The sequence below is a fragment of the Patulibacter medicamentivorans genome, assembly GCF_000240225.1.
Lineage (GTDB): Bacteria > Actinomycetota > Thermoleophilia > Solirubrobacterales > Solirubrobacteraceae > Patulibacter > Patulibacter medicamentivorans.
On record NZ_AGUD01000139.1, the window covers coordinates 1 to 1,592 of the forward strand.

The 1,592-nt window shown below is 75.7% G+C and carries 1 protein-coding gene; it reads left to right on the forward strand.

The window, feature by feature from the left end; translation table 11 throughout:
* Positions 1-361: 361 nt before the first annotated feature.
* Positions 362-1,592: DNA polymerase III subunit gamma/tau (gene dnaX, locus PAI11_RS10295; protein ID WP_050897196.1), on the forward strand; the 1,231-nt coding region annotated here is incomplete at its 3' end.

A 1,592-nucleotide genomic window follows, 5' to 3' on the forward strand; every position in this document is an offset into this window, starting at 1 on the left:
CCCGATCGCCGGCGGCGGGCCGGCCGGGACTGCGGCCGCTCCGGCCGCGCTGCCGCCCGCGGCCCAGGCCGAGATCGCCGCGCTCCGCGGTCGCGTCGACGCCCTCGAGTCCGAGGTCTCGCGCCTGCGCGCCGCCTTCCGGCGGCTGCAGGAGGAGCTGGGCGGCTAGCGCGCAGGCGGCCGGCTCCGGTCGGCGGATCGCCGTCTCGGGCGCGCCTGTGCGGCGAGACCGCGACCGAGCGTCGCTGGGCCGTTGCCGTGCGGTCTCGCGCGGCCGATCGCGGCGAGAACGCGACCGGCGGGGCCGCGCGCCGGCCCGCCCGGCAACCTCCGCCGGCCGCCCCACGTAGACTCGACTCCGGTGTCCGCACCTTCGCTCTATCGCCGTCACCGGCCGCGCACGTTCGACGACGTCGTCGGCCAGGAGCACGTCGTCCGGACCCTGCGCAACGCGATCGAGCAGGGGAAGGTCCATCACGCCTACCTGTTCGTCGGGTCGCGCGGGACGGGCAAGACGTCGATGGCGAAGATCCTCGCCGCCTGCCTGAACTGCCAGGGCGATCCGGACCTGCCGCCGGAGCAGCGCCGGGTCGGTCCGACGACCGAGCCGTGCGGGAAGTGCGAGGCCTGCCGCTCGATCGCCGAGGCGACCTCGATCGACGTGGTCGAGATGGACGCGGCGTCGAACAACTCGGTCGACGACATCCGCGACCTGCGCGACGCCGTCGCCTTCGCCCCGGTCGGCGGCCGCAGCAAGGTCTACATCCTGGACGAGGCGCACATGCTCTCGTCCCAGGCCTGGAACGCGTTCCTCAAGACGCTCGAGGAGCCGCCGCCGCGGACGATCTTCGTGCTGGCGACGACCGAGGCGAACAAGGTCCTGCCGACGGTCGTCGACCGCTGCCACCGGTTCGACTTCCACCGTCCGACGCCCGAGCAGCTGGCGCGGGTGCTCGCGCGCGTCGCCGAGAAGGAGCAGATCGCCGTCGACGCCGAGGCGGTCTCGCTCGTCGCGCGTCACGCGACCGGCTCGTTCCGCGACGCGCTCGGCACGCTCGAGCAGCTGGTCACCTACGCCGGCGAGCAGATCACCACCGACGACGTGCTCTCGGTGCTCGGGGTCGCGGACGCCGAGCTGCTGTTCCGCGCGATGGACGCGATCGCGGCCGGCGATGCGGCGGCGGCGATCGCGGTCGCCGCCGAGCTCTCGGGCCAGGGCCGCGACCTGACCCAGGTCACGCGCGACCTCGAGGGGCACGCCCGCGCGCTGCTGCTGGTGCGGATGACGGGCGAGCTGCCCGGCGAGTTGCGGATCAGCCCCGATCGCGATCGCCGGACCGTCGAGCAGGCGCAGCAGCTGCCGGGCGCGACGGTGATCCGGGTCCTCGACCTGGTCGCCGCGGCGCTCGCGGCGGTCCGCGACGGCGCTGACCCCCGGACCCAGCTGGAGCTGCTGCTGGTCCGCGCCGCGCTGCCCCAGATCGACCCGCAGGCGAAGGCGCTGGCCGCCCGGATCGCGCGGCTCGAGCAGGGCGGCGGTGGCGGCCCGGTCGACGTCCCGGCGCCGCTGGCGGCCTCGCCCCCGGCCCCCG